Below are 26,700 nucleotides of genomic sequence, written 5' to 3'. Positions count from 1 at the left end.
CCAATCATCCTACGTATGCGATAGTAGCCGTCATGCGCGTCGAACACCGTGAATCCGCCCTCGAACCCGAACTGGACGGCGCCGTGGAGTTCCGCACTCCGGGTGTCGTCGCCGGCGGGGTGCTGCTGGCGGTCGCGGTGGTGCTCACCGCCCTCAACCTGCGCCCGGCCATCACCGGCGTCGGCCCGATGCTCGCGGAAATGCGCCACGACCTGGGGACTTCCGGGGTCTGGGCCGGTGTGCTCACGACGTTGCCGACGCTGTGCTTCGCCGGCGCCGGGCTGGCCGCGCCGCTGCTCGCCCGCCGGGCCGGCATCGGCGCCGCCATCGCGATCGCGCTGAGCACGCTCGCGGCTGGGCTCGTGTTGCGCGTGCTCGACGGGCCGGCCGTGGTGCTCGGCGGGACCCTGGTGGCCACCGCCGGCATCGCGCTGATCAACGTGCTGATCCCGGTGGTCATCAAGGACTCCTTCCCGGCCCGCATCGGCGTCATGACCGGTGTCTACACCGCGGCCCTGCAGGGCGGCGGCGCGCTGGGGTCGGCGGTGACCCCGCAGCTCGGCGACGCGTTCGGCGGCTGGCGCCCGGCGCTGGGCAGCTGGGCCGTGGTGGCCCTCGTCGCGCTGCTGGCGTGGATTCTCGCAGCCCGCGGCACCGGCCGGGCGCCGAGGCATGCCGACGCCGCGGCCGGCGGCCGGTCGCTGCTGCGCAACCGGCTGGCGTGGATCGTCACGGTCTTCTTCGGCCTGCAGGCCTTCTACGCCTACGCGGCGATGGGCTGGTTCCCGCAGGTGCTGATGGACGCGGGCGTGTCGCGCGACGACGCCGGGCTGCTGTTCGGCCTGGTCTCGCTGATCGCCGTGCCGATCAGTCTCTTCGTCGCGCCGATGGCCGCCCGGCAGCGCGGGCAGGGTCCGTGGATCGCCGCGCTCGGCGTGTTCGGGTTCGCCGGCACCGCCGGGCTGATGTTCGCCCCCTCGTGGTCGCCGCTGCTGTGGAGCCTGCTGATCGGGCTCGGCATGAGCGTGTTCTCACTGGCGCTGACCGTCATCGCGCTGCGGGCGCGGACCGGCGCGGACACCGCCCGGCTGTCCGGCATGGCGCAGGGCTTCGGCTACCTGTTCGCCGCGCTCGGGCCGTTCCTCTTCGGCCTGCTGCACGACCTCGCGGGCGGCTGGACCGTGCCGCTGGCGATGCTGCTCGGCCTGCTCGTCGTGCAGGTGGTGTTCGGCGCGCTCGCCGGGCGCCGCCGGTTCGTCTGATTCTTAACTGTTAACACCTTTCGCCGGGGTCGGCGCGGCTTAAGATCTTTCGGTGGCCGTGCCGTCCCCCGACCTCGGGGTGTTGCTGCGCGAGGGCCCGTTCGACGCCGCCCTGCGCGCGGCGATCCGTGCCCGCGGGCTGAGCCTGGACCGGCTTCGCGAGCACCTGCGCGCCCGCGGCGTCTCGGTCACGACGGCGACGCTGAGCTACTGGCAGTCCGGCCGCAGCCGCCCCGAACGGCGGGACTCGCTGCGCGGGCTGCGGCAGCTCGAAGCCGTCCTGGAGGTACCGGCCGGTTCGCTCGCCGCGCTGCTGGGCCCGCCCCGGGCCCGCCGGTCCGCGGCCGCGGAGATCGGCCGGTTCTGGCCGGACGGGCGGCGCATCGACGCTGCGGTGTCCGATGTGGACACCCGGTGGGACGAACGGCTGACCCGGCTCAGCCAGCACGACGTCGTCACCGTCGGGGCCGGCCGCGAGGAGCTGGAATTCCGTTCGCGGCAGGTGCTGCGCGCCGAAGCCGATGGCCCGGACCGCTGGGTGGTGATCCTGCACCTGGACGAGCACGACCGGCCGCTGCCGGAGCTGCGTTCGCTGCGCGGCTGCCACCCCGGCCGCAGCGTGCTGAAGCCCGAAGACGGTCTTCTCGTCGTCGAACTGCTTTTCGCCCGGCCGCTCGAGCGCGGCGAAACCGTCATCACCGAGCACACGCTCGTGAACCGCGCGCCGTACCCGATCGCGACGAACTACGAACGCAAATTCCGGCTCCCGGTCCGCGAATACGTGCTCGAAATCCGGTTCTCGCCCGAGGCGGTCCCGCCGGTCTGCCGCCGCTTCGCCGAGCCCGGCGAAGAAACCGACGTCGTCCCGGAATCCGGTGCGGTGCACGGGGTCGCGCTCAACTTCGGCCCCGGACGGTACGGCTTCGAATGGGAATGGCCCGCCAGTTAACTGTTAAAGACGTACGGATCTGGGAAACCGGCTTTCCGGCGGCTTACCGTCTGCGCACTCCACTCGCCGATCCGAGGAGAATTCGATGCGCAGATTCGTTTCCGTCGCCGGCGTGGCCGCGCTGGCCGCGTTGGGGCTGGGCTTCTCGCCCGCCGAAGCGGCACCCGGACATCCGGACGCCGAGGTGGCGGGCGTGGCCGCGGCCTTCGGGCTCACCGCGGACCAGGCCCGGGCCCAGCTCGCCGCCCAGGACGGCGCCCACCGGCTGGCCGCCGCCCTGCCCGCTTCGGTGCGCGCGCGGTCGGCCGGGCAGTGGTTCGACGCCGCCACCGGGAAGCTGACCGTCGCCGTCACGACGGCCGAAGCCGCCGAGCAGGCGCGGGCCGCGGGGGCGGCGGCCCGGGTGGTCGCGCGGAGCCAGGCCGACCTGGACCGCACCGGCGCGGCCGTCCGCGCCCTGGTCGGCACCGGCGTGCCCGGCGTCTACGGCTGGGGCGTCGACGTCCGCGGCAACGAGGTCGGCGTGGACGTCGACCGGACGAAGAAGACCGCGGCGACCGAGAGTTTCCTTTCCCGCGTGCGGGAACTCGGGGTCCGGATCACCGAGACGGGCACGTCGCCGCGGCAGCAGTCCGGCACGATCCAGACCGGGAACCCGTGGTGGCCGGGCAGCGAAAGCAACTGCTCGGTCGGCTTTCCCGTGACGGATTCGAGCGGTGCCAAACACTTCCTGACCGCGGGCCACTGCACGAACGACCGCGACCAAGCCGCGTACGGTGCTTCGGGACAGCAGAACCGCATCGGCACGTCGAACGTCGGCGGCACCCACAGCGTCAACGCCAGCGAAGGGGACATGGGCGTCGTGGCGGTGACGGAGGCCGGGTGGAACCTGTCGGCTTCGGTCAACACCTGGGGCCAGCCCGCGATCACGCTGTCCGGCGCGGCCGAGGCGATGGTCGGCGACCGCGTCTGCCACTCCGGCAACACCTCGCACTGGCAGTGCGGCGAGGTGAAGTACACGCACAAGTCCGTCGACTACGGCGGCGGCCTGGTCATCGACGACCTCACCTGGACGACGGCGTGCTCCCTCGGCGGTGACTCCGGCGGCGGCTGGCTGCTCGGCGACAAGGCCACCGGCCTGCACGACGGCGGTCCGTCGCAGTGCGTCGACAACCCGTCCGACGGCGACATGTCCCTGTTCCAGCCGGTCGCCGAGGCGCTGGCCAAGTGGGGGCTCACCCTCGTGACCGGCGGCGGCACGACGCTGCCGGGCGCACCCGCCAACCCGCGGGTCACCGGCACGACGGCCACCAGCGTTTCGCTGGCCTGGGACGCGGCCACCGGCGACGTCACCGCGTACGACGTCTACAACGGCTCCGCGCTCGCCACGAGCGTCGCCGGGACTTCGGCGACCGTCACCGGGCTGTCCCCGGACACGGCGTACTCGTTCACGGTCAAAGCACGCGACGCGGCGGGGAACACCTCACCGGCCAGCGCCGCGGTCTCGGCGCGGACCCAAGCGGGCAGCGGCCGGACCTTGACGAACGACACCGACTACGCGATCCGCGACTACCAGCAGGTCTTCAGCCCGATCACGTCCACGCTCACCGGCCAGGCGGCGACCCCGCTGACGGTCGCGGTGACCATCCGCCACACGTGCGCCGAAGACCTCGGCGTCACGCTGCTGGACCCGAACGGCAAGGCGTACGCGCTGAAGTACAGCGGCGGCAGCACGTGCACGGCCTGGAGCGGCGCCCGCACGTTCACCGTCCCGGCGGCTTCCCCGGCCGGCGGCCGCTGGCAGCTGCGCGTGACGGACTACGGCCCCGGCGACACCGGCACCCTCGACACCTGGTCCCTCACCCTCTGAAAAGCCGTGAAGGCCACCTCGAGTTCCTCGAGGTGGCCTTCACGAACGTCAGTCCAGGGGCAGGTTGAGCAGGGCGTTCTCGATCAGCTCCGGCATCGCCGGGTGGATCCAGTACTGCCCGCGCGCCATGCTCCGCGCGTCGAGGCCGAAGCTCATCGCCTGGATCAGCGGCTGGATCACCGACGAAGCCTGCGGCCCGATGATGTGCGCGCCGAGCAGCTGCCCGGTCGCCGGGTCGGCCAGGAGCTTCGCGAAGCCGGTGGTGTCCTCCATCGCCCAGCCGTACGCGATCCCGGCGTAGTCCTGCTTGGACACCACGAAGGAAACGCCCTTTTCGCGGGCCTTCCGCTCGGTCAGCCCGACCGACGCCACCTGCGGGTGGGTGAACACCGCGTGTGGCACGAACCGGTGGTCGGCGGTGATCCGCTCGTCCGGGTGCAGCAGGTTGTGCTGCACCACGCGGGCTTCGTGGTTCGCGACGTGCTTCAGCTCGTGCGGCGAGGAAAGGTCGCCGAGCGCGTAGATGCCCTCGACCACGGTCTCCTGGTAGTCGTCGACCACGACGTGCCCACTGTCCATTGTGGTCACTCCGGTGGCGGCGACGTCCAGGACGTCGGAGTTCGGCCGGCGGCCGGTGGCGACCAGCAGCACGTCGGCCTCGACGGTTTCGGCGCCCTGCGGTCCTTCGAGGTCCAGCGCGACACCGCGTTCGGTCTTGCGCGCCCGCACGGTCTTGCGGTCGAGGCGGACGTCGAACCGCTGCTCGGCCAGCTCGGTGAACCGCGCGCTGACGTCGTCGTCCTCCGAGCGCAGCAGCCGCCCGGACCGGTTGACCAGCGTGACCTGAACGCCGAACGAGGCGAAGACGTGCGCGAACTCGGCCGCGATGTACCCGCCGCCCAGGACGACGATGTGTTCGGGCAGCTCGTCGAGCCGCATCACGGTGTCGGAGGTGTGGTACTCGACGGTGTCGAGGCCCGGGATCTCCGGGATCACCGGGCGGCCGCCCGCGGCGAGCACGAACTTGTCGGCGGTCAGCACCTCGTCGGGACGCCCGTCGGCGAAGCTGACGCGCAGTTCCTTGTGGCCGGTGAAGCGGGCGGTGCCGTCGTAGACGTCGACGTTCGCGTTGTCCTCGTGGCTGCGGCGGTACTCCGCGCCACCCGCGGCGATCGGGTCGATCCGGCCGAAGATCCGGTCGCGGATGTCGCGCCAGCGCACACCCTTCAGCTCTTCGTCGACGCCGTACTTCGCGCTGTGCGAAGGCGTGTACGCGACATCGGCGGCGTACACGAACATCTTCGTGGGGATGCAGCCGACGTTGAGGCAGGTGCCCCCGAACGTGCCCTTTTCGACGATCGCCGTCTTCTTGCCGGCGAACTCCGGGCCGAGGATCGAGTTCCCCGATCCCGTCCCGACGATCACCAGGTCGTAGTGGGGCACTGCATCCTCCGCGGGCTCGGTTCCGGTCGATTCACCCTAGTCAACCGAGGTCGCGGGGCTGGTGTTCCGGGTTGTGCTTAACGTCGTATTACGTGGTCAGTGGCCGTTGCCGGTGAAGTGCATCCGGTCTTTCGGGCTGGACCACGAGCCACCCCAGCTCCACCCGATCGCGGCGAACGCCCGCACGGTCGCGTCGCCGGCCTGGACCATGCCCGGCCGGCGGTTCGAGCGGTCGACATACGCCGAGGCCAGCTCGGGCAGGACGAGGTCACCCTGGGTGTAGGGGTTGCAGAACGGGTTCACGTCGACGGCGAGGCCGTACGCGTGCGCCGACCAGCTCGTCTGCCCGCGCGCCGGACGGCAGACGAACGCGCTGGTCGAGTTGCCGTCGCCGGTCGGCGGCGCGGTGAGTTCGGCCGGGCTGGTCACGCGCATCTCTTCGAGGGGGAAGTGCGCCGCGAAGAGCTGCCCGAACACCTTGGTGATCCCGGCGGCGCCCTTCGCGTTGACCAGCATCTCGCCGGTGTGCGCGCGGCCGTCGAAGCCCCAGAACGACATCGTCAGGTAGCGCAGGTCGGCCGCCTTGACCGGGCAGGCGGCCTGCCAGGTGCTGCGCGCGAGGACGTCGGCGGGCACCGCGCTGACCGTCGAGGCGTACCGGTCGCCGGCGGGCGGTGGGAGGAGGTCTTTTGTCGGAAGTGCCCGGTTCACCAGTTCGGGTGGTGTCGGTTCGACCTCGCCGAAGCCGTCCGGGCGCCGGGGGAGTGGCCGGGCACCCACCTGCCAGGTGACGGCGGGCGTACGAGACGCCGTCACCGGCGCGGTCGCCGTGGTCCTCACCGGAGCGGATGCCGGGGGCACGGGTTGCGGCGTCGACGGCACTTCTTCGGCAGCGCACGACGTCAGGGCGAGGGCCAGTACCGCCCCGAGCACCGCTGCCGTTCGCCGCATCCGGTCAGCTTCGCAGAGGCGCTCGCGGAACGCGGAGTCCACCCGTTCCAGTGACACCGCTTTGGGCCCACTCCGATTAGGGTATTCAGCGCACGGCGTTCACGCACCGGAGTCGCCCGGGTGCCGAGCGCTTGTTGTTTGCCGTGTCTGATGAGGGGAACGTCCCATGTCCGTGAAGTCCCGTCGATCCCTGCTGCTCGCAAGCGGCGCGCTCCTCGCCGTGGCCGCGGTGGTCGTCCCGGTCGTGGTCGGCACGGCGTCCGCCGATCCCGGATCCGGCAACCAGGCGCGGATCGTCGGCGGCGAGAAGGCCTCGCTCGGTGACCACCCGTACGCGGTGTACCTGACCGACAGCGGCGGCAACCAGTACTGCGGCGCGGTGATCGTCAGCTCCACGGCGGTCGCGACGGCGGCCCACTGCGCGAAGGCGGTCGCGAAGCAGGAGGTTCGCGTGGTCGCGGGCCGCGAGGACAAGCGCACCGACGATGGCCAGGTCCTCGGCGTCTCCAAGGTCTGGATCAGCAAGGGATACAGCGACCCGACGCAGGGCGACGACGTCGCGGTCCTGACCGTCCGCGGCCAGCTCGACTACCGGCCCGCGAAGCTGCCCGGCAACGGCGACGCGAGCCTGTACGCGGCAGGCACGAAGGCGACGGTGCTCGGCTGGGGCCGCGTCGCCGACGGCGGCGCCCGCTCCGACTACCTGCGCAGCGTCGACGTCCCGCTGGTCTCCGACAGCGACTGCAGCGCCGACTACAACGTCTACAACCAGAAGACGATGGTCTGCGCGGGCTACCCCGAGGGCGGCAAGGACGCCTGCCAGGGCGACTCCGGCGGCCCTCTCGTCGTGGGCGACACCCTGATCGGCATCGTCTCCTTCGGCGACGGCTGCGGCAAGGCGGGCAAGCCGGGTGTCTACACCCGCGTCTCGGCCTACACCGACGACATCGAAGCCCAGGCCAGGCCGCGCACTCTCTTCCCCTGAGCGTGGTAAGCAGGGATATGCCGACCCTGCACGACGCGACCGGTCCCGAACTGACGGCCGCCCAGCTCCACGACATCCTCCGCCTCCGCGTGGACGTCTTCGTGGTGGAGCAGAAAGCCGCGTACCCCGAACTCGACGGCCGTGACTTGAACCCCGACACCCGCCACCTGTGGTTCGAAGGCGAATCCGGAGTGACGGCGTACCTGCGCGTACTGCTCGACCCGGGCGACATCCGCCGCATCGGCCGCGTGGCGACGGCGGCGAACGCCCGCGGCCAGGGCCTGGCGGCCCGGCTCATGGAAGAGGCGCTGAAGGTCCCGGGCGAGTACGTCCTCGACGCCCAGACGTACGTCCAGGCGTTCTACGCCCGCTACGGCTTCGTCGCGGAAGGCGAGGAGTACACCGACGACGACGGCATCCCGCACATCCGCATGCGCCGCCTCCCGCGCTGACCACGGCCGCGGGTCGCGTCAGACGGTCGCGCCCCGCGGCGCCGTCGCGGTGATCACCTTCACCGCACGGTCCACATCGGCCTCCGTGAGGTCGGCCCGCGCGGTCAGGCGCAGCCGCGAGATGCCGTCCGGCACCGACGGCGGCCGGAAGCACCCGACGCGGATGCCCTGCTCCGCGCACGCCGCCGCCCACGCGACCGCGGTCTCGGCCGAAGGCGCCTGAACGGAAATGACGGCGGCGTCCGGCAGGCTCGCCTTCAGCCCGGCCGCCTTCAAGGACATCGCGAGGTTGCCCGCGTTCTCGACGACCTTCCCCGCCAGCCCGGGCTCTTCCTTCAGCGCGTGCAACGCGGCCAGCGCGGCGGCCGCGCTCGCCGGCGCCAGCGCGGTGTCGAAGATGAAGCTGCGAGCCGTGTCCACGAGGTGCTTGATCACGCGACGCGGCCCCAGCACCGCCCCGCCCTGCGCACCGAGCGACTTCGACAGCGTCAACGTCGTGACGACGTCGGGCGCACCCGCGAGCCCGGCCGCGTGAACCGCGCCGCGGCCGCCTTCGCCGAGGACACCGAAGCCGTGCGCGTCATCGACCAGCAGCGCGGCCCCGTGCTCGCGGCAGATGCCGGCCAGCTCGGCGAGCGGGGCGATGTCACCGTCCACCGAGAACACGGAGTCGGTCACCACGAGCGCGCGCGGCTTGCGCCGGGTCGAGAGCGCGTGCTTGATCGCCGACGGCGTCGAGTGCGCGACCGCGGCGACGTCGGCGCGCGACAGCCGGCAGCCTTCGATCAGCGAAGCGTGGATGTACTTGTCGGTGACGATCGCGGACTCGGCGCCGGACAGCGCGGTCACCGCACCGAGGTTCGCCGTGAAGCCGGAGGAGAACACGAGCGCCGCCTGGACGCCGCAGAACCGGGCGAGCTCCAGCTCGAGCTCGGTGTGCAGCTCGGTCGACCCGGTGACGAGCCGGGACCCGGTCGCCCCGGCGCCCCAGCGGAGGGCGGCGGCCGCGGCGGCTCCGGCGACGCGCTTGTCACGGGCCAGCCCGAGGTAGTCGTTCCCGGCCAGGTCCAGCTCGTCGACCCGCGCGGGACGCGGCCGCAGCTGCCGCACGAGCCCCGCGTTCGCCCGCTTTTCCGCCTCGGCGTCGAGCCAGTCGAAAACCTCATCGGGCGGGGGCGTCGGCGGCGTAGTCACGTCCCGCAGTCTCCCATCCGCGATCCACGCGCTCGTGCGGCGGGCCCTGGAAACGCCGGAAGCCCCGGACCGTGGTCCCGGGGCTTCCAGAGGGGATCGATCAGCTGTCGTAGCCGCGACGCGGGCCACGGCTCGGGCGGCCGTAGCCACCGCCGTTGCCCGACCGGGGCTGACGGCCGCGGCCGCCGAAGCCGCCGGGACGGCCTTCGCGGTGGCCGGAACCCTCACGCGAACCCTGGTACCCGCCGCGGTCGCCACCGCGGTCACCACGGTCGCCGCCGAAGCTGCCACGGTCACCGCCGCGGTCGCGGTCGCCGCGGTAGCCGCCGCTGCGACCCGAACCGCCGAAGCCGCGGTCGCCGCGGAAGCCGCCGCCGCCGCCGCGACGCGGGTTCTCGCGCCGCCGCTCGATGACCGGCTCGCCGCTGGGCTCGCGGGCACCGGTGATGCGGGACAGCGCGTCGTCGCCCGGACGGACCATCGTGGACTCGGCGCGCACGCCGGCCCGGTCGGTCATCCGCTTGACCATGCGGCGCTGGTCGTTGGTGACCAGCGTGACGACGACACCGGACGCCCCGGCGCGCGCCGTGCGGCCCGCGCGGTGCAGGTAGTCCTTGTGGTCGGCCGCCGGGTCGACGTGCAGCACCAGCGAGATGTCGTCGACGTGGATGCCGCGCGCCGCGACGTCCGTGGCGACGAGCACCGGCGAGTGGCCTTCCTTGAAGTCGGCCAGGACGCGGTTGCGCTGCCCCTGCGTCTTGCCGCCGTGCAGCGCCTGCGCGTTCACGCCCTGCTCGCGCAGGCGCTCGGTGAGGCGGTCGACGTGGTGCTTGGTCCGCACGAACATGATCGTGCGGCCCTCGCGGGCGCCGATCTGCGTGATGATGTCCTGCTTGTCCTGGTGCGACACCTGGAGCACGTGGTGGTCCATGGTGTCGACGCTCGCGGTCGACGGCGCGACCGAGTGCGTGACCGGGTCGGTCAGGTACTGGCGGACCAGGCGGTTGACGTCACCGTCGAGCGTCGCCGAGAACAGCAGCCGCTGCCCACCCGGCGGGGTGAGGTCGAGGATCTCGCGGACCTGCGGCATGAAGCCCATGTCCGCCATCTGGTCGGCCTCGTCGAGGGCGATGAAGTTGCAGTCGCCCAGGTGCGCGGTGCCCTGCCGGACGTGGTCCGACAGCCGGCCCGGGGTGGCGATCAGGAGGTCGACGCCGCGGGAGAGCGCGTCCGCCTGGCGGGCGAAGGCCATGCCGCCGACGGCCGTGCGGCACCACAGGCCGAGCGACTTGGCCAGCGGGGTCAGCGAGTCGGCGACCTGCATCGCCAGCTCACGGGTCGGGACCAGGATCAGCGCGCGGGGGCGCTTCGGGCGGGCCTTGCCGCCGTCGAGCCGGGCCAGCATGGCCAGGCCGAAGGCGAGGGTCTTGCCGGAGCCGGTCTGGGCGCGGCCCAGCACGTCACGGCCGGCCAGCGCGTCCGGGATGGTCGCGGACTGGATCGGGAACGGGTTGTTGATGCCCGCGTCAGCCAGCGCGCGGAGCAGCGGCTCCGGCAGGCCCAGCTGGGCGAAGGTCTTGGTGGCCACGGTCTCGACCGCGTCGTCGCGCAGCATGTCCCCACCGGCCGGGCGGGTGCGCGGCTTGCGGTCGGGACGGTCCGCGCGCGCGGACGTCGAGGTGTGGCCGGAATTGAACGTGACTGTCACAAATGCCTCTCGGACGCGGTTCGTCACAAGGGAGGCCCGGGCTGCCCGCGCGCAGGCAGGGCAAGATGGTGTGCGGTGGGCGTTCACAGGGACGGACCCGGCACACCGTGTCTTTCGCTTGCCGACACTGCGCGCCGCATGGGATTTACGGATCACCGCGAGCCATTCGGTGGCTCTGGAGGCGACGGACACCAACTCATCCACGCCGCCGGTTGCGGTCTGTACATACTGTACCCGAGCCGGAGCTGGGACTACGCATCGAGGTCACCGGTTGTGGGCGGCGTCGCAGACGTGTTCCACGCCACAGCCGCGACGCCGCCCCGCTTTCACCCGAGCCCGGCGGCGGTCACGAGCTCCGCCAGCAGCTCATCGGTGTTCGTCACGTGCTCGCCGAGCCCGCGGCCGTGGAACCAGCCGGCCAAGTTGCGCACGTCCCTGGCCAGGAATTCGGCCCCGCCGGGGTTGGCCACGACGTCGACGACCTGCGGCAGGTCGATCACCATCAGCCGGCCCCGGTGCACGAGCAGGTTGTACGCCGAGAGGTCGCCGTGCGCGAGCCCCTCGGTGGCGAGCAGCTCGAGCGCCGCGACGGCCTGGAACCAGAGGTCCTTCAGCTCGTCGGCGTCCGGCCGTGCCTGGGCCAGCCGCGGCGCCGCCGTTCCGTCCTCCTCGCCGAGGAACTCGAGGAGCAGCTCGGTCCCGTTGCGCTGCACCGGGTAGGGCACCGGCGCCCCGAGCGTCCACAAGCGACTCAGCGCGGCGAACTCCGCGACGGCCCACTGTTCGGCGATCAGGTTGCGGCCGAACGCGGTGCGGTGCTCGATCGCGCGCATCTCGCGGGAGCGGCGCATCCGCCGTCCCTCGAGGTAGCCCGCGTCGCGGTGGAACAGCTTGTGTTCGTCGCTGCGGTAGCGCTTCGCGGCGAGCAGCGTCCCGTCGGTGCCGGGCAAGCCACGCCGCAGCAGGTGGACGTCGGCCTCCTTGCCGGTCTTGAGCACCCCGAGGTCGGTGTCGACCGCGGCGAGCTCGGTGACCACCCAGTCCGGCCGGGGTCGCGGGCCGTGTTCGGCGTCGTCCCAGGTGGACCAGCGGTCGGCCCCGTCGGGCAGCTGGTTTTCGGTGTAGGCGTCGTCGCGGAGCTTGGCGAGCCGGACGCGCTCGCCTTCGGTGAGCCGCCCGCTGCGCGTGGGCTCCGGGTCGTCGAACCGCCCGCGGCGCGAACGCGCTCCGCGACGGCGGGAAGGTTGGTCGTCGAAGTGGTCGAAGTCTTCGAAGTCGTGCTGGCGCACTGGTGGGTTTCTCCTCGATCAGGGATGCCCCACCGGGCGCGTGGTCAGCTCCAGGGGGCGAGTGGGCAAGGGCGCGAAAGGGCCCGGACATCCATCACGACAGGCACCTCCCCGCTCTTGCGCACCGGCTCCCTGCCGGATGCGTTCAGCTTGCCGGACCGCTCCCCGGCCGCGCAACCGAATAGCGCGAACGGTCCGTTCGTGACGTTTCCTTGAATTCCGCTCGCGGCCGTGGCCACGATGAACCGGCAGGCGGAACAGAGGAGGAGCGGATGGACGCGTACGACGTGGTGATCGTCGGCGGCGGGCACAACGGCCTGGTCGCGGCCGCGTACCTGGCGCGGGCGGGCCGGTCGGTGCTCGTCCTCGAACGGCGGGGAGAGACCGGTGGCGCCGCCGTCTCGTTCCGCGCGTTCGAGGGCGTGGACGTCCGGCTTTCGCGCTACTCGTACCTCGTCAGCCTGCTGCCGAAGAAGATCGTGGCCGACCTCGGCCTCGACGTGGAGCTGCGACGGCGCCGGATGTCGTCGTACACCCCGTCGGGCGGCTCCGGCCTCCTTGTCGACACGGGCGACGACGGCCGGACCGCGTCGTCGTTCCGGGCCGTCACCGGGTCCGCTTCGGATTTCGCGTCCTGGCAGCGGTTCTACGAGCTGACCGAGCGCGTCGCCGGGCGCGCGTTCGGCACGCTCACCGAACCGCTGTTGTCCGAAGTGGACTTCCGCGACCGGATCGGTGACGACCGGGCGTGGTCCTTGCTGTTCGAACGGCCGATCGGCGAAGCGCTCACGTCGTGGTTCGGCGACGACACGGTGCGCGGCGTGGTGCTCACCGACGCGCTGATCGGCACGTTCGCCCCGGCGGACAGCGAGGACCTGCGGCAGAACCGGTGCCTGCTCTACCACGTGATCGGCAACGGCACCGGCGACTGGGACGTCCCGGTCGGCGGCATGGGCGCGGTCACCGGCTCGCTCGCTGCGGCCGCGGCCGCAGCGGGTGCGCGCCTGGTGACCGGCGCGGAGGTGCTCTCGGTGGATCCCGGCGGAGAGGTGCGTTACCGGCGTGACGACGCCGAGCACGTCGCTGTCGGAGGGCACGTCCTCGCCAATGTCGCGCCGTCCACGCTGGCGAGGCTGCTGGGCGAGGAGCCGCCGAGCCGGCCGGAAGGCGCGCAGCTGAAGGTGAACATGGTGCTCTCGCGGCTGCCGAGGCTGCGAGATCCGGACGTCGACCCGGCCGAGGCGTTCGGTGGCACCTTCCACGTCAACGAGACCTTCAGCCAGCTGGAGGCGGCGTATCGCGAGGCGGAAGCAGGCAGGATCCCCACGCTGCCGCCGTGCGAAATCTATTGCCATTCGTTGACGGATCCGTCGATCCTCGGCCCGGCCGAACGCGCGGCCGGTGCGCACACCCTCACCCTGTTCGGTCTGCACATGCCCGCGCGGCTCTTCGAGGGGCGCAACGAAGAGGCGCGGGAAGCGGCGTTGCGCGCGACGCTGGCTTCCCTGAACAGCGTGCTGGCCGAGCCGATCGAGGACTGCCTGCTGTCCACGCCCGACGGAAAACCCTGTGTGGAAGCCAAAACCCCGCTGGACCTGGAAGCCGAGCTGGGCCTGCCGGCGGGGCACATCTTCCACCGGGACCTTTCCTGGCCGTTCGCCGAGGATCCGGCCCAGGCCGGCCTTTGGGGCGTGGAGACACCGCACGAACGCGTCCTGTTGTGCGGCGCGGGAGCCGCGAGGGGAGGTGGTGTGAGCGGCATCCCCGGCCACAACGCGGCCATGGCGGTGCTCGGCGCCCGGTGACCCGGGTCAGGCGTCGTGTTCGGTGCACAGACACGCGACGCCTGGCTCGATCCACTCGCGGCCGGCCCATTCCGGGTGCCGTTCGACGAGCAGCGCGCGGACCTCGGCGACGACCTCGTCCACGCCCATCGCCGAGTCCCGGCGCCGCCAGGTCTCGTCCCGCAGTTCCCGGAGGTAGTCACGGACGTCGGTGAGTACGGCACCGCCGCCGACCTCTCCGTGCCCGGGAACCACCACGCGGTGCCCGGCGGCGGTCAGCCGGTCCAGGACGGCGAGCCAGCCCACGCCCGAGACGTCGGCGTCGTGCGGCGGGAACCACGGGAAGATCGCGAACTGCCCGGTCTCGGCCAGGTCGCCGGTGAACAGGACACCGGCGTCCGGCACCTCGACGACCTGGTCGCCCTTGGTGTGCCCGCGGCCGGTGGGGCGCAGCCGGACGGTCCGGCCGCCGAGGTCGAGGTCGTACCCGTCCTCGTAGACCTGGTCGGGAACGGGCAGCCGGACGCCCTCGAGGCGGCGGGCGACCACCTCGCCCAGGCCCCGGAACATCTCCAGGTAGCCCGGGCCCTTGGTCGTCAGGTCGTCGGCCTGGGCGCGGTTGACCAGGTAGGTGGCCTCGCCGGCGAACACCTGCGCGCCGAAGGCGTGCTCGGGGTGGAAGTGGGTCGTGGTCAGGTACAGGCGGCGGCCCTTCGCCACTTCCGTCGCGAAAGCGAGGACCTGCTCGGCGTTGGCGGTGCCGATGCCCGTGTCGATCACGAGGACGGCTTCCGAGCCGCCGACGACGCCGATGTTGGGCACCAGGTCGACCCGGTGGTTGGGGATCACCAGCAGGTCCGGGGCGATCTCTTCGGCGCCGTCGACGCGCACGACGGGATCGGTCAGTTCGGTCATGCCCCGATTCCACCGCCGCCGGAGCGCGGGCGTCCAAGACCGGTTCGGTGGCGCCGATACCGGGTGGCTATCGTCGCCGGTCATGGAGCTGCGCACGCTTCGGTACTTCGTGGCCGTCGCCGAAGAACTCCACTTCGGGCGGGCGGCCGCGCGGCTGCACATGAGCCAGCCGCCGCTGAGCCGGGCGATCAAGCAACTGGAGAGCGACGTCGGTGCCGTGCTGCTGCTGCGCTCCGCCACGGGGGTCACGCTCACCCCGGCCGGAACGGCGCTGCTGGCGGAAGCCCGGTCCCTGCTCGACCAGGCCGACCGGGCCCGCGTGCGCGTGGCCGCGGCGGCGGGCGAAGCGGTGCTCACCGTCGGCATCCTGGGCGACAGCACCGACCCGGACGCGGTCCGGCTCGCCGACACCTACCGGCAGCGCCACCCGGACGTCGAGGTCCGCGTCCGCGACGCCGACCTGACCGACCCGACCTGCGGCCTGCGCACCGGCCTGGTCGACGTGGCGCTGACCCGCGGGCCGTTCGACGAAACCGGCCTGTCGGTGCACGAACTGCGCACCGACCCGGTGGGCGCGGTCCTGCGCGCGGATGACCCCCTGGCCGCCCGCGACCACCTCGACCTCGCCGACCTGGCGGACCGTCGCTGGTTCCGCTTCCCGGACGGCACCGACCCGCGCTGGCAGTCGTACTGGCACGGCGGCGAACCCCGGGAGGGCCCGGTGGTGCGCGCGGTCCAGGAATGCCTGCAGGCGGTCCTCTGGAACGGCACGGTCGGCTTGATGCCGCTGGGGCACCAGCCACCCGCCGACCTGGTCGTGGTGCCGCTGCCCGCGATGCCGCCGAGCCCGGTGGTCATGGCGTGGCAGAAGGCGAGCACGAACCCTCTGGTCCACTCGTTCGCCCACATCGCGATGGCCGCGTACCGAGCCTGAGCTCGCTCGCGGATCGGGTCTAGACCACTGGCCCGCGGCGGACGTCGTAGAGGTCCCAGTCCAGCTGCCAGAACGCGTCGATGCCGTGCTCGCGGATGAACTTCCGCTCGGTGTCGTGCACCGGGAAGCAACCGGCGATGCTGATCGGCGGGCCGCCGACGTCGATCAGCGTGTACTGGTGCGCGTCGAGCCCCGCGGGTGCCGAAACCGCGAAGGCCGTCATCGCCGACTCCTCGGCGATCGGCTGCCCGAAGTCGATCGTGTCGCCGTAGACGAACGGGCAGGTGCCGCGCAGCTGCTCGGCGAGGTAGCCGATCGCCAGCGCCCACGTCGGGTCGTCGGACCGGACGCTGATCCACAGCTCCGGTCTCACGCCGTGCCAGTCCGGGTGGTCGGCCAGCGAAAGTCCGTAGGTCGCGCCCGTCACGTAGCGCGGTTCCGGTTCGTCGTCGTAGACGAACGCGATGACGTCGTCGAGCCCGTCGTGGGTCGACGGGATCGGCTGCAGACGGGGTTCGCTGGTCCCGGTCAGGGTGTCGAGATGGGCGACATACCGCTCGGCACGGCTCGGCATGGCGCGCAGCATACGACCGACCGGGCCGTGGCGCGGAACAATCCTGCTGGCCCGGGCGCGGCACGTTCGGGCAGGGTGGAAACCATGCGAGTGCTCGTGATCGGAAGCGGAATCGGCGGCGCGGCGACGGCCTGGCACCTGGCGCGCCGCGGCGTGGAAGTGGTCGTGGCGGACGCGGCGCGGCCGGGAACGGCGACCGAGGCCGGCGCCGGGATCGTCAGCCCGTGGACGTCGAAGTGGGAAGACGCGCTGTACCCGCTCGCCTCGGCCGCCGGCCGGTACTACCGCGAATTCACGGCGGAGCTCGAGGGCTCGTCGTTCGAGGTGGTCGGCGGGATGATCGTGTCGGCCGACGAGGCCGAGCTGACCGAAGCGCGGGAACGGCTGGACAAGCGGTCGGCCGACACACAGGAAATCGGCGAGGTCCGCCGGCTCGACCCGGCGCAGGCCCGCGAACTCTTCCCGGCGCTGGCGCCCGGGCTGGGCGCGGTGCACTTGACCGGCGCCGGGCGCGTCGACGGGCACGAGCTGCGGCGGGCGTTCTTGCGTGACGCCGAGCGCCAGGGCGCGAAGTTCGTCGAAGGGGAGGTCGCGTTCCGGGCCGACGGCACCGTCGCGGGCGAAGAGGGACCGCTGGAGGCGGACAGCGTCGTGGTCGCGGCCGGCGCGTGGAGCCGTGACCTGCTGGCCCCGCTCGGCATCGACCTGCCGGTGACGCCGCACCGCGGCCAGATCAGCCACTTCGACCTGCCGGGCACGGACACGGCGGCGTGGCCGGTGGTCTTGCCGCGGACCAGCCACTACCTCCTCGCGTTCGGCGGTGGCCGGGTCGTCGCGGGCGCGACCCGCGAGGCGGAGTCCGGCTTCGACTACCGCGTCACGGCCGCCGGGCAGCGCGAGGTCCTGGACCACGCGCTGGCGGTCGCGCCCGGCCTCGCGGACGCCACGCTGGCGGAAACCCGGGTCGGCTTCCGCCCGGGCACACCGGACGGCCTGCCGATCCTCGGCCTGCTCCGTCCCGGATTGGCGGTGTCGACGGGCTTCGGCGCGGGCGGCCTGACGAACGCGCCGTTCGCGGGCAAGCTCGTCGCGGCGCTGGCGGTGGGGGAGGACCCGGGCTTCGACCTGACCCCGTTCGCCCCGGACCGCTTCTGAACGGCCACCGCCTCCGCGCGGCGACGGAGGCGGACCTCGCCGCGCTGGTGACGATCCTCGACGGCGCGGTCTCGTGGCTCGGCTCCCAGGGGCTCGACCAGTGGGCGGGAACGCCGTGGCGCACCGATGAGCTGCGGCCGGGCCTCGCGACCGGCGCGCTGCGGATGGCGGAGACCGCGGGGCCGGCGCCCGTGCCGGTCGCGACCATGACCCTCGGCGAGGAAACGGCGGACTTCTGGCGTCCGGCGGACGACCGCTGCGCCGCGCTGTACCTCAGTCACCTCGCGGTCGACCGTGCGTTCGCCGGGCTCGGCGTCGGCGCGTGGTTGCTCGAGGAGGCGGCGAAGGAGACCGCGCGGCGGGGCAAGCGGTGGCTGCGGCTCGACGCGTGGAAGAGCAACGCCCGCCTGCACGCCTACTACCGGCGGCAGGGCTTCCGGCTGGTGCGGATCGACGGCGGGCCCGGCGGTTCCGGCGCCTTGTTCGAGCGGGCCGTCAGCCTTCGGTGACCAGTTCCAGCGTGTGCTCGCCGGTGCGCTCGACCACCAAGCCCGCCTTCGTGATCACCTTCACCAGCTGGTCCACAGTGGACGGTTCGGCCCGGGTGACGGCCAGCACGTGGGCCAGGCGGCCTTTGTACGCCTTGTTGAAGTGGCTGACCGTCACGCGCTCGCCGCGGGCGTTTTCGGTGACCACGCGGACCGTCACCGCGTCCGGGCGGAGTTTGGCGAATGCCGAGTACGTGCCCGAGCGCAGGTCCACGACCAGGCCTTCGACCGCCTGCAGCACCGGCTCGAGGACCGGTTTCCACAGGCCGCGGACGGTGCCCAGCGACGGGAGCGAGTTGCCGCCCGAAAGGCGGTAGGCCGGGATCGGGTCGGTCGCCGAGACCACGCCGAACAGCGAGGACGTCACCGCCAGGCGGCGGTGGGCTTTCTCCAGGCCCGCTTTCGTGAAGCTCTTCACGTCGAGTGCGTCGTAGAGGACGCCCGTGTAGCGGTGCAGGGCCGGCATCGTCGGGGACGTCCGGAGCTCGGCGTTGCGCGCGACCTCCCCGGCCTGGCGCTCGGTGAGGCCCAGGGCCGCCAGGCTGGCCGGGACGTCGGCGGCCAGGTCGACCAGCGCGTCCGCGAGCTTCGCGCGGGCCGGGTTCAGCTCGGGGAACGACAGCGCGCTGAGGTCGAGCGAGCCGCCGCGGCCGCCGTCGGCCTTGGTCTCTGAAGGGGGGAGGAGCACCAGCACGTGCCGAGCGTAAATCGGCGTGCGCGGGCGCCGCCGTCCGGCCTAGCCTCCCGGCATGGACCTGACCTGGCGCCCGTTGACGTTCGCCGACGTACCGGCGCTGACCCGCCTGTACGCGGCCGCCGAGGAAGTCGACCGGACGGGTGAGCACTTCAGCGAGGAAGACCTCCGCGAGGAGCTCGAGGGTCCCAACATCGACCTGGCGCGCGCCACGACCGGTGCCTGGGCCGGCGACCGGCTCGTCGGGTACGGCCTGATCCGCCGCCGCGACGCCGCGAACCCCGTGCACATGATCCGGCTCCAGTCGATCGTGCACCCGGACCACCGTGACGACGTTCTCGGCGCTCACCTGGCCGGCTGGTTCTCGCGGACGAGCCGCGAGGTCCACGAGCGCACCTTCCCGGGCGCACCGCTGGAACTGCACTACGGCCTCCACGAGAACGAGCGCTGGATCGCCGGGGTCCTCGCCCGGGCGGGCTACCGGCACGGCCGGACCATGGTGACCATGCGCGTCGGCCTGGCGGACCTGCCACCGCAGCCGCCGCTGCCGGACGGCTTCGAGGCGGTGCCGTTCGGGTTCGAGCACGACCGTGCCGTCCTCGATGCCCGCAACGACACCTTCGCCGACCACTGGGGCAGCACGGTCTACGAGCCGGAGGCGTGGCGGCACCTGGTCACCGGCTCGAAGGACTTCCGGCCGGACCTGTCGTTCCTCGTCCTGGACGGGGAGAAGGTCCTGGCGTTCGTGCTGTGCCACTTCTACGCGGCCGAAGCCGCGGCGACGGGCGTCCGCGAGCTGCACGCCACCTGGGTCGGAACGCGCGAGGTGCTGCGCGGGCGCGGGGTCGCGTCGGGTCTGCTGGGCCACACGCTCCAAGCGGCGAAGGCCGCGGGGTTCGACCGGTCGGCGCTCAACGTCGACGTCGACAACGCGCACCGGGCGCTCGGTGTCTACGAGCGGTGCGGGTACCGCGTCGCGGACGAGTGGCACGTGTACGTGCTCAGTGCTCCACGAGGTTGAGGAGCTCCTCCCCGGCCACGTACCGCCTCAGCTGCTCGGCCGCCAGCTTCTTCGCGCGCGGGTAGAACGACGCCGACCCGCCCGCGATGTGCGGGGTGATCACCACGCCCGGAGACCTCCACAGTGGATGGTCGGCGGGCAGGGGCTCCGGGTCGGTCACGTCGAGGCCCGCGCGCAGCCGTCCGGTGCGGGTCTCCGCCAGCAGCGCGGCGGTGTCGATCGCCGTGCCGCGGCCGACGTTCACCACCAGGGCGTCGTCCGGGAGCGCCGCCAGCTCTCCGCGGCCGATCAGGCCGCGGGTGGCCGGGGTGTCCGGCAGGATCAGCACCACGATGTCGGCGGCGGGCAGCAGCTCCGGCAGCTCGGCGACGCCGTGGACGCCCTCCGCCGGACGAGGGCGGCTCGCCACCTTCGTCACCACCGCCTCCGCCGCGACGAGCTGGCGCTCGATCGCCTGCCCGATCGAGCCGTGGCCGATCAGGAGCACGCGGCTGTCGGCGAGCGACCGCGTGTGCTCGCGCACCCACTCGCCCCGCGCCTGCTGCGCGAACCAGCGGGGCAGGTCCCGCTGCGCCGCGTGGATCAGGGCGAGGGCGTGCTCGGCGACGCTCAGGTCGTGCAGCCCGCGCCCGTTCGCCAGCCGGACGCCCGGCGGCAGCAGCGGCACCAGCGCCTCGACGCCGGCCGACAGCGACTGCACCACCCGCAGCGCGGGCAGCTCCTTGATCAGCTTCGGCGGCTCCGGCCCGCGGTCGTAGGGCAGCACGTAGAACTCGACGTCGCCGAGGCCGGCCGGAACCGCCTCGCCACCGTCGTAGTACGCGGCCTCGACGCCCTCCGGCACCTCGATGTCGGTCCAGGGCAGCAGTACGCGAGCGCTCATGCCGCCTTTCTACCCGCTCGCCTCGGCACGCCGCGCGCTCAGTGCTCACCTCCCGAAACGCAGAACTCGTTGCCCTCCGGATCGGCCAGCACCGTCCAGGCCAGCCCCGGCACCTGGTGCTCGGCGAGCTCCTTCGCACCCAGCCCCACCAGGCGTTTCACCTCGGCTTCGCGATCGTCACCGCCGAAATCGACGTGCACCCGGTTCTTGCCCGCTCTCGGCTCCGGTACCCGTTGCAGCGCAAGCGGGATGCCCCCGGCGGTCGGCGCGAGGATGAGGAACTCGCCCTCGTAGTCCTGCGTCACCGTCGTCTCCAGCGCCGCGGTCCAGAATTCCGCCAGACCGCGCGGGTCCGCGCAGTCGATCGTGATCATGCCCAGGTGGATAGCCATGGCCCCGAAGCTAGCGGCGACCCCCGACAAAAACGGGCCGCCGAGTAACCCGTTGGAGTCACGGCGGGGTGAGTGACTACCCTGAGCGGGACTTTCACACCCGCCCGGCGCAGGGAGCCCCGCAGTGATCACCAGGACTTCGTCGTTGTTCCTTCGCACGTTGCGCGAGGATCCGGCGGACGCCGAGGTACCGAGCCACCGGCTCCTGGTACGTGCCGGCTACGTCCGCCGGGTCGCCCCGGGCGGGTACTCGTGGCTGCCGCTGGGCCTGCGCGTGCTGCGCCGGATCGAAAACGTCGTGCGCGACGAGATGAACAAGATCGGCGCGCAGGAGATCCAGTTCCCCGCGCTGCTGCCGAAGGAGCCCTACGAGGCGACCGGCCGCTGGACCGAGTACGGCGACAGCCTGTTCCGCCTCAAGGACCGCAAGGGCGCCGACTACCTGCTCGGCCCGACGCACGAGGAGCTCTTCACGCTGACCGTGAAGGGCGAGTACAGCTCGTACCGCGACTACCCGGTCACGCTGTACCAGATCCAGACGAAGTACCGCGACGAAGCGCGTCCCCGAGCCGGCATTCTGCGCGGCCGCGAGTTCGTCATGAAGGACTCCTACTCCTTCGACCTCGACGACGAGGGCCTGGAGCGCTCCTACCAGGCGCACCGCGACGCCTACACGAAGCTGTTCGACCGGCTCGGCCTCGAGTACGTCGTCGTGAAGGCGACGTCGGGTGCGATGGGCGGCTCGGCGTCCGAGGAGTTCCTCGCGGTCGCCGAGACGGGCGAAGACACCTACGTCCGCAGCACGGACTCGGGCTACGCGGCGAACGTCGAAGCCGTCGTCACGCCCGCGCCCCCCGCGCAGCCGATCGAGGGCCGCCCCGAGGCGCAGGTGCACCACACGCCGAACACGCCGACCATCGAGACGCTGGTCAACTTCCTCAACAACGCGAACCTGGGCCGCACGTTCACCGCGGCCGACACGCTGAAGAACGTCATGCTCAAGACGCGTCAGCCGGGTGCGAAGGAGTGGGAGCTGGTCTGCGTCGCGGTCCCGGGTGACCGCGAAGTGGACATGAAGCGCCTCGAAGCGTCGCTGGAGCCCGCCGAGGTGGCGCTGCTCGAAGAGGCCGACTTCGCGAAGAACCCCTTCCTGGTCAAGGGCTACATCGGCCCGAAGGCGCTGCAGGACAACGGCGTGCGCTACCTCGCCGACCCCCGGATCGTCCCCGGCACCGCCTGGGTCACCGGTGCCGACAAGGTCGACCACCACGTCGTCGACCTGCTGGCCGGCCGCGACTTCACCCCGGACGGTACGATCGAGGCCGCCGAGGTCCGCGAGGGCGACGCGTCGCCCGACGGCCAGGGCACCCTGGTCGCCGCGCGCGGTATCGAGATCGGGCACATCTTCCAGCTCGGCCGCAAGTACGCGGACGCGTTCGAGCTCGACGCGCTCGGCCCGGACTCGAAGCCGATCCGGATCACGATGGGTTCGTACGGCGTCGGCGTCTCGCGGCTGGTCGGCGTGCTCGCCGAGCAGAACCACGACAAGCTCGGCCTGATCTGGCCGCGCGAGGTCTCGCCGTTCGACGTGCACATCGTCATCGCGGGCAAGGACGAGGCGATCGCGGCCGGCGCCGAGAAGATCGCCGCCGAGCTGGACGCGGCGGGCATCGAGGTCATCCTCGACGACCGCAAGGCGACGCCGGGTGTCAAGTTCGCCGACGCCGAGCTGCTCGGCGTGCCGACCATCCTGGTGGTCGGGCGCGGCCTGGCCAACGGCGTCGTCGAGGTCAAGGACCGGCGCTCCGGCGAGCGCGAAGAGATCGCGGTCGACGCCGTCGCCGAGCACCTGGTCAAGCTCGTCCGGTCCTGATGGCCCGGTTCCGCCGGCGGCCCGAAGACGAGACGCCGGGGTACGAGGACAACGCGGCGCTCCGCGGGTTCGGCGGTTACGAACCCGCGGACGCGCCGGAGCCGCCGCGTGCGCGGCCGAAGCGGATCCGCCCGGCCGCGAAGCCGCTGAAATGGCGGCGGGCGCCGTGGTTCGGCCTGGTGTTCATCGCGCTGGTCGCCGGCGTGCTGAACGCGCTGGGGGTCGGCAAGCCGCGTGACGCGTCCTCGTCGCCGACGCCGCGTACGCCGGTAGTCGTGACGCCGTCGCCGCGGGCCGAGGTCCCGGCGGTCGTCACGGGCTGGCGGTCGGTCGCGGGCCGGGACGGTTCGTACGCCTACGACGTCCCGCCGAGCTGGGCGCCCGAACCCGGCACGCTGCACGGCTGGGACAAGACCGGCGCGGTCCCGGGCCTCCGCCTGATCACGAGCGCGTTCCTGGGCGAGGACTTCTGCGGCGACAGCAACCTCGGCGGCGCGGGCGTCACGACGGAACCGCTGACCGACCTCGACGCGGCGGCCCGCAAGGCGGTGACCGACCTTGGGATGAGCGCGTTCAGCCCGGACAACGGCCCGCTCGCCGCGGTGACCGCGGACGCGGGTACCGACGCACAGCTCACGAAGGCCGACGGCACGAAGGCGCCGGCGCGGATCGTGGTCGCGGAAGTCGTCCCCACGGAAACGGGGGAGTGCGCGGCCAAGCACGCGCTGGTGGCGGCGATGGCGTTCGGCGGGAATGCCGGGACGGCCGGGGTCGTGGTGGCGTACGCGGACAGCGACCGGGGCGGTCCCTCGGTGCGCGACGACCTGGTCGGGATCGTGCGGAGCTACCGGTTCGTCCCCGCGGCGGACCGGAGCACGACGACTCCGCCGCCGACCACCTACCGCTAGGCGCCGGAATTCGGCAGGCTGCCCGCATGGGTGGTGACGCGGACAGACGGCTCGCGCGGATCAGGATCGGCGCGTTCGCGGTGCTGGGGGTCGCGGGGGTCCTGCTCCTCTTCGGGCCGCTGCTGGCGAAGGGGGCGATCTGGCTCGTCGAGCCGCGGGATCCGGACTGGTGGGGCGCGTCCGGGCAGTGGGTCGGGGGCATCGGCACGATCGCCGCGGTGGTCGTGGCGTTGTGGATCGCCATCCGCGACGGCCGGGTCGCGCAGGCGGACCGGCGGGAACGGGACCGGCGCGAGCGGCAGGAGCAGGCCGCGAAGGTCACCGCGTGGATCGAGCGCGCCGAGCCCGGGACGGACGCGGCCGGGTACATGGTCGTCTCCAACGCGAACGCCGAGGCGGTCAACCACGTCGTCGTCTCGTTCGACCTGGTGCGGCAGCTGCCGATGACCGGATCCACGCTGCACCGCGGGCCGGTGATCGAAGACGACGAGTACCTCTACGCGATCCTCCCGCCCGGGAAGTGGCGGATGCCGATCCGCGAATCGTGGCAGCGCCCGGACATGACCCCGGGGGTGATGCTCGCCTTCACCGATTCGCGGAACGGCCACTGGCTCCGGCTGACCGACGGCAGGCTGATCGAAAAGGACCAGAACGTCGTCAGCCGCCGGAAGATCCGCTTTCCCCAGCGGATCAGCGTGCCCGAGAGCTACTGACCAGCTTCGCCAGTTCCCGCAGCCGGACGTCCGGCAGGTACGCCCGGCTCAGCGCCAGCCCGATCCGGGGCAGGTCGGCTTCGTCGCGGAACGCCAGGTACAGCGGGACGTGCCGCGGCTGGAACTTCGCCTTGAACGCGTGCAGCGAACGGAAACCGTAGTACGGCTCCATCACGCGGCCCAGCGACTCCAGCACCCGGTCCACCGGCCGCGCCGCGCCGGAGCCGCTGCGGGCCAGCGGTGCGCCCGACAGCGAGACGAACCGCGCGCCTTCGTCGCGGAACGCCAGGCAGGCCGACGCGATGAGGAACTCCATCACCGGGCGGAAACCGTGCGCGCTGCGGCGCATGACGTCGAGCGTCCAGCCGCCGATCTTGCCCGCTCCCGTGTGGACCGGGAGCCACGACGTCACGCCGTGAACGGTGCCCTCCGCGTCGACCGCGAGGCCGACCCGGGTGGCCGGGTCCATCGCCTCGTCGAGCCCGCCGAGGGTGAACCCCATCTCCGGCATGCCCTTGTCGGCGATCCACTCCTCCGAGAGGGCCCGGACCTGGGCGAGGATGGGTTCCGGCTGGTCGGCCAAGCGCACCAGCCGGAAGTCGATCTGCTGCTTGGCGGCCTTGTTCAGCGCGGACCGGACGTCCTGCCACGCCTTGCCGCGGAACTCAAGACCGTCGAGGTCCAGCACGTTGTCCTCGGCGACCTGGACGTGCTGCCAGCCCAGCTCGCGCGTCGCCGCGACGGTGGCTTCCGTCGCCGAGAACACGCACGGCACCAGGCCGGAGTTCTCGCACATCGTGGTGAATTCGGTGACCGTGGCCGCCGCGGTGCCGTCCGGCGCGATCGGGTCGCCGAGCGCGACCGCGACGCCCGCGTGCCGCCGGTAGGCGAGGTAGGACCGGCCGTCTTCCCGGACGAAGTAGGTGTTGCGCGGCCAGGTCGTCATCCACGACAGCGTGCTGCCGCCGTGACGTCCCAGGAGCGAGCGGGCCAGCGCCGGACCCGGGCCCTGCGCGTGGCGCCGCAGCCGGCGTCGCGAAGGCACCCGGAACGCGTGGCGCGCGGCGATCAGGACGCCGAGCTCGACCGTCCACAAGAGATTGTCGACGAAGAACAGCGGCAGGCCCTCGGTGTCGTAGTCTCCGCCGAAGACGTCGGCCAGCCCGACGAGCGTGGCGACGGCGAGCCCTTGCAGCGTCACGAAAGCCGACAGCGCGGCCGCCCAGCGCCACGCGACGCGCCCGCCCCGGCGCAGCCCGTTGAGCATCGGCAGCACGAGCACCACGAGGATCGCCAGCTCCGGCGCCGACAGCGAAACCCCTTCCGTCGACCCGAACGGCCCGTTACCGGGGACCAGGAACATCACGATCTCGGCGACGGTGAGCAGCAGCAGGCCGGCGACGGCCAGCAGCCGCCACTCCCGCAGGTTCGGGCCCGCCGCGTCGGCGGAGCGCCGGCCGCCGACGAGCCGCTTGCCGAGCGGGATCGCCAGCAGCAGCGCGAAGAAGTGCACGAGGTCGGCCAGCGTGCCGACGTAGACGATCGCGACGCCGGCGTACACGCACAGCCCGGCCCGCAGCCGCAGCGCCCACGGCGGCCGCAGCGTCGCGCTGGCGACCGCGACCGCGGCGAGCGCGCCGCCGGAGAACCCGACGTCGAGGCTGCCCGCCATCCGCTCGGCCCACAGCCAGCCGGAGTTGCGGCACAGCGCGAGGAACTGCGTGGCGACGAGGACGGAAGCGATCTGGCCGCCGATGGTCACGGCCATCGCGCGCCGCGTTCCCAGCTGCCACTCGGCGAAGCCGGCGAAGAGCGCGAAGCTGCCGACCATCGGCAAGTAGTACCAAGGGATGACGGCGAAGAACGGCCCGGTGAGCATGGTCCACCACCGGCCCGCCTCCAGTGACGGCAGTCCGTAGGCGATGAACGGGTAGGCCGCGCGGTCTTCGGCCGCGTTCCAGAGCGCCCCCGACGCGACGGCGAGCACGAGCATGGCCGCCGTGACGGTGCTGGTGAACGGCAGCCGCTCTCTGAGCACCGCGGCCGTTGCCCGGACACGTCCCCCTCCGGCGAGCTTGCCCGCCGCCCCTGTTTGAGTCATGGGAAGAGTCTGTCGAGCCGCGTCGCCGGGGGACATCGGGCAAGGGAACGAGATTTCCCCTAGGGGAAATCGTTCTTTCGGCTGAGGGTTTCCCCTCCTTCA

24 protein-coding genes are annotated in these 26,700 nt (G+C 72.3%); 13 read left to right on the top strand and 11 right to left on the bottom strand.

The features are described from left to right. Positions 1-32: 32 nt before the first annotated feature. The 3 genes from H4696_RS23060 to H4696_RS23050 all read left to right on the top strand — a co-directional run bounded on the left by H4696_RS23060 (position 33) and on the right by H4696_RS23050 (position 4,081). Positions 33-1,262: a CynX/NimT family MFS transporter gene (locus H4696_RS23060; RefSeq protein ID WP_086860004.1), complete on the top strand. Its 1,230-nt coding sequence runs from the start codon at positions 33-35 to the stop codon at positions 1,260-1,262. Between the two features lie 52 nt (positions 1,263-1,314). After that, the gene (locus tag H4696_RS23055) at positions 1,315-2,211 is read left to right on the top strand and encodes a transcriptional regulator (protein ID WP_086860002.1); all 897 of its coding nucleotides are present in this window, start codon (positions 1,315-1,317) and stop codon (positions 2,209-2,211) included. An 85-nt stretch (positions 2,212-2,296) separates the two neighbouring features. Continuing rightward, positions 2,297-4,081 carry a fibronectin type III domain-containing protein gene (locus tag H4696_RS23050; RefSeq protein ID WP_086860001.1) on the top strand — a complete coding sequence of 595 codons (1,785 nt, stop codon included), beginning with the start codon at positions 2,297-2,299 and terminating at the stop codon, positions 4,079-4,081. Positions 4,082-4,129: 48 nt separating this feature from the next. On the opposite strand, the gene H4696_RS23045 is transcribed toward H4696_RS23050, so the two are convergent. Together H4696_RS23045 and H4696_RS23040 are read right to left on the bottom strand one after the other, a co-directional pair. Further along, on the bottom strand, positions 4,130-5,524 hold the full coding sequence (locus H4696_RS23045; RefSeq protein WP_086859999.1) for a mycothione reductase: 1,395 nt from the start codon (positions 5,522-5,524) through the stop codon (positions 4,130-4,132). A 96-nt stretch (positions 5,525-5,620) separates the two neighbouring features. Further along, entirely contained in the window at positions 5,621-6,475 is an 855-nt protein-coding gene (locus tag H4696_RS23040) for a M15 family metallopeptidase (protein WP_225955783.1), read from the bottom strand. A gap of 166 nt (positions 6,476-6,641) precedes the next feature. Between H4696_RS23040 and H4696_RS23035 the strand changes: the two genes are divergently transcribed. Both H4696_RS23035 and H4696_RS23030 read left to right on the top strand, forming a co-directional pair. Further along, positions 6,642-7,460, top strand: coding sequence for a S1 family peptidase (locus tag H4696_RS23035; RefSeq protein WP_086859998.1), 819 nt, complete (start codon positions 6,642-6,644; stop codon positions 7,458-7,460). A 17-nt stretch (positions 7,461-7,477) separates the two neighbouring features. After that, entirely contained in the window at positions 7,478-7,912 is a 435-nt protein-coding gene (locus tag H4696_RS23030) for a GNAT family N-acetyltransferase (RefSeq protein WP_086859996.1), read from the top strand. 18 nt (positions 7,913-7,930) lie between these two features. Here H4696_RS23030 and H4696_RS23025 read toward each other — a convergent pair whose 3' ends face one another. The 3 genes from H4696_RS23025 to H4696_RS23015 form a co-directional block, all read right to left on the bottom strand. Beyond that, on the bottom strand, positions 7,931-9,106 hold the full coding sequence (locus H4696_RS23025; RefSeq protein ID WP_086859994.1) for an 8-amino-7-oxononanoate synthase: 1,176 nt from the start codon (positions 9,104-9,106) through the stop codon (positions 7,931-7,933). A 100-nt stretch (positions 9,107-9,206) separates the two neighbouring features. Next, a complete protein-coding gene (locus H4696_RS23020) occupies positions 9,207-10,814 on the bottom strand; it encodes a DEAD/DEAH box helicase (RefSeq protein ID WP_086859992.1) in 1,608 nt (535 codons plus the stop codon). Positions 10,815-11,140: 326 nt separating this feature from the next. Then, on the bottom strand, positions 11,141-12,103 hold the full coding sequence (locus H4696_RS23015) for an RIO1 family regulatory kinase/ATPase domain-containing protein (RefSeq protein ID WP_086859988.1): 963 nt from the start codon (positions 12,101-12,103) through the stop codon (positions 11,141-11,143). A 272-nt stretch (positions 12,104-12,375) separates the two neighbouring features. On the opposite strand from H4696_RS23015, the gene H4696_RS23010 reads away from it, so the two are divergent. Then, positions 12,376-13,908, top strand: a complete 1,533-nt coding sequence (locus H4696_RS23010) for a phytoene desaturase family protein (protein ID WP_086859987.1) — start codon at positions 12,376-12,378, stop codon at positions 13,906-13,908. Positions 13,909-13,914: 6 nt separating this feature from the next. On the opposite strand, the gene H4696_RS23005 is transcribed toward H4696_RS23010, so the two are convergent. Then, positions 13,915-14,802: an MBL fold metallo-hydrolase gene (locus H4696_RS23005; protein ID WP_086859985.1), complete on the bottom strand. Its 888-nt coding sequence runs from the start codon at positions 14,800-14,802 to the stop codon at positions 13,915-13,917. Positions 14,803-14,884: 82 nt separating this feature from the next. Between H4696_RS23005 and H4696_RS23000 the strand changes: the two genes are divergently transcribed. Next, positions 14,885-15,736 (top strand): LysR family transcriptional regulator, encoded by an 852-nt coding sequence (locus tag H4696_RS23000; RefSeq protein ID WP_086859983.1) that lies wholly within the window; start codon positions 14,885-14,887, stop codon positions 15,734-15,736. Between the two features lie 19 nt (positions 15,737-15,755). On the opposite strand, the gene H4696_RS22995 is transcribed toward H4696_RS23000, so the two are convergent. Then, positions 15,756-16,310: a suppressor of fused domain protein gene (locus H4696_RS22995; protein ID WP_225955782.1), complete on the bottom strand. Its 555-nt coding sequence runs from the start codon at positions 16,308-16,310 to the stop codon at positions 15,756-15,758. Between the two features lie 84 nt (positions 16,311-16,394). Here H4696_RS22995 and H4696_RS22990 point away from each other — a divergent pair, with 84 nt between their 5' ends. Next, complete coding sequence (locus tag H4696_RS22990; RefSeq protein ID WP_192782488.1) at positions 16,395-17,465, top strand: NAD(P)/FAD-dependent oxidoreductase; 1,071 nt, start codon at positions 16,395-16,397, stop codon at positions 17,463-17,465. A gap of 47 nt (positions 17,466-17,512) precedes the next feature. After that, a complete protein-coding gene (locus tag H4696_RS22985; RefSeq protein ID WP_086859978.1) occupies positions 17,513-17,974 on the top strand; it encodes a GNAT family N-acetyltransferase in 462 nt (153 codons plus the stop codon). On the opposite strand, the gene yaaA is transcribed toward H4696_RS22985, so the two are convergent. Further along, a complete protein-coding gene (gene yaaA, locus H4696_RS22980) occupies positions 17,961-18,707 on the bottom strand; it encodes a peroxide stress protein YaaA (protein WP_086859976.1) in 747 nt (248 codons plus the stop codon). The genes H4696_RS22985 and yaaA overlap by 14 nt on opposite strands. A 55-nt stretch (positions 18,708-18,762) precedes the next feature. On the opposite strand from yaaA, the gene H4696_RS22975 reads away from it, so the two are divergent. Further along, positions 18,763-19,728: a GNAT family N-acetyltransferase gene (locus H4696_RS22975; protein WP_086859974.1), complete on the top strand. Its 966-nt coding sequence runs from the start codon at positions 18,763-18,765 to the stop codon at positions 19,726-19,728. Here H4696_RS22975 and H4696_RS22970 read toward each other — a convergent pair. Together H4696_RS22970 and H4696_RS22965 are read right to left on the bottom strand one after the other, a co-directional pair. After that, complete coding sequence (locus tag H4696_RS22970) at positions 19,709-20,611, bottom strand: 2-hydroxyacid dehydrogenase (RefSeq protein WP_086859972.1); 903 nt, start codon at positions 20,609-20,611, stop codon at positions 19,709-19,711. The two genes, H4696_RS22975 and H4696_RS22970, sit on opposite strands and share 20 nt — an antisense overlap. 38 nt (positions 20,612-20,649) lie before the next feature. Next, a complete protein-coding gene (locus tag H4696_RS22965) occupies positions 20,650-21,003 on the bottom strand; it encodes a VOC family protein (protein WP_086859970.1) in 354 nt (117 codons plus the stop codon). Between the two features lie 124 nt (positions 21,004-21,127). On the opposite strand from H4696_RS22965, the gene H4696_RS22960 reads away from it, so the two are divergent. The 3 genes from H4696_RS22960 to H4696_RS22950 are packed head-to-tail and all read left to right on the top strand — an operon-like array spanning position 21,128 to position 24,497. Beyond that, positions 21,128-22,876: a proline--tRNA ligase gene (locus H4696_RS22960; protein ID WP_086859968.1), complete on the top strand. Its 1,749-nt coding sequence runs from the start codon at positions 21,128-21,130 to the stop codon at positions 22,874-22,876. Further along, positions 22,876-23,784, top strand: coding sequence for a DUF8017 domain-containing protein (locus H4696_RS22955; protein WP_086859966.1), 909 nt, complete (start codon positions 22,876-22,878; stop codon positions 23,782-23,784). The genes H4696_RS22960 and H4696_RS22955 overlap by 1 nt, the downstream gene beginning before the upstream one ends. A gap of 26 nt (positions 23,785-23,810) precedes the next feature. Then, entirely contained in the window at positions 23,811-24,497 is a 687-nt protein-coding gene (locus H4696_RS22950) for a hypothetical protein (RefSeq protein WP_086859964.1), read from the top strand. Here the strand turns inward: H4696_RS22950 and H4696_RS22945 are convergent. Continuing rightward, complete coding sequence (locus H4696_RS22945) at positions 24,475-26,598, bottom strand: bifunctional lysylphosphatidylglycerol flippase/synthetase MprF (protein ID WP_225955781.1); 2,124 nt, start codon at positions 26,596-26,598, stop codon at positions 24,475-24,477. The two genes, H4696_RS22950 and H4696_RS22945, sit on opposite strands and share 23 nt — an antisense overlap. Between the last annotated feature and the right edge of the window lie 102 nt (positions 26,599-26,700).

The organism is Amycolatopsis lexingtonensis, assembly GCF_014873755.1.
Lineage (GTDB): Bacteria > Actinomycetota > Actinomycetes > Mycobacteriales > Pseudonocardiaceae > Amycolatopsis > Amycolatopsis lexingtonensis.
This window is presented reverse-complemented; position numbering and strand designations above follow the sequence as displayed.